This window comes from Salipiger sp. 1_MG-2023, assembly GCF_030547555.1.
Taxonomy (GTDB): Bacteria; Pseudomonadota; Alphaproteobacteria; order Rhodobacterales; family Rhodobacteraceae; genus Salipiger.
Genome location: NZ_JAUOQN010000172.1, coordinates 1 through 940, shown reverse-complemented (window position 1 = coordinate 940; position 940 = coordinate 1). Strand labels below are relative to the sequence as shown.

2 protein-coding genes are annotated in these 940 nt (G+C 59.9%); both read right to left on the bottom strand.

What is annotated here, in order from left to right; genetic code table 11:
• On the bottom strand, positions 1-582 hold a 582-nt coding region (locus tag Q4543_RS24440), incomplete at its 3' end, for an IS3 family transposase (protein WP_303442777.1).
• 8 nt (positions 583-590) lie between these two features.
• Positions 591-884: a transposase gene (locus tag Q4543_RS24435; protein ID WP_076534771.1), complete on the bottom strand. Its 294-nt coding sequence runs from the start codon at positions 882-884 to the stop codon at positions 591-593.
• Positions 885-940 lie beyond the last annotated feature (56 nt).

Here is a 940-nt window from a genome sequence, read left to right as displayed (position 1 = left end):
GCGGAGCCGGTCCGTCCAGGCAAAGGACGTGAACTGGGATCCCTGATCCGTATTCATTATCTCGGGCGGGCCGAACTTGTGGATGGCCTCGTTCAGCGCCTCGACACAGAAGTCGGCCTCCAGCGTGTTCGAGATCCGCCAGGATAGAACCTTGCGGGTGTGCCAGTCCATAATCGCCATGAGGTAGAGGAACCCACGCCGCATGGGCAGGTAGGTGATATCCGAGCACCAGACTTGGTTCGGACGTTCCACCCGCAGACCTCTGAGCAGGTAGGGATAGGTCTTGTGGCCCTTTGCTGGCCTGCTGGTGTTGGGCTTCTGGTAAATCGGCATCAACCCCATCAGGCGCATCAGTCGCCGGATGCGCTTCTCGTTCACCAGGTGGCCGTCGTTGCGCAGGTGCCAAGTCATTTGCCGGACGCCGAAGAACGGCGTCTCCAGGAACTGCTCGTCGATCGTCCTCATCAGGCCGAGGTTCTGCTCAGTCTCTCCCTTGGGCGTGTAGTAGAAAGACGAACGCGCGATCGACAGCAGCTTGCACTGCTGGCCGATCGACAGATCCGGGTGGTCAGGCTCGATCATGTCGCGCCTCACTTCCCGCCCCAAGGCTTCAGCTTTCGTTCCAAAAAAGAGTTGGCCACCGCCAGCTCCCCGATCTTGGCGTGAAGCTCCTTCACCTGCTCCTCGTCAATCTCGGGCCTCTTGCGGCCCCCGCGCTCGAACACACCGGAGGCGCCTTCGAGCAGGGCTCGCTTCCATTGATGGATCATCGTCGGATGCACCCCAAACCGGCTTGCCAGCTCAGCGGCGGTCTCCTCGCCTTTCAGGGCTTCCAGCGCGACCTTGGCCTTAAACTCAGGCGCATGCTGCTTGCGTTTCGACATCTCTGATCTCCTTCTCGTCGAAGATCAGCAGACTGCAAATCATAGCTTATGTCAGT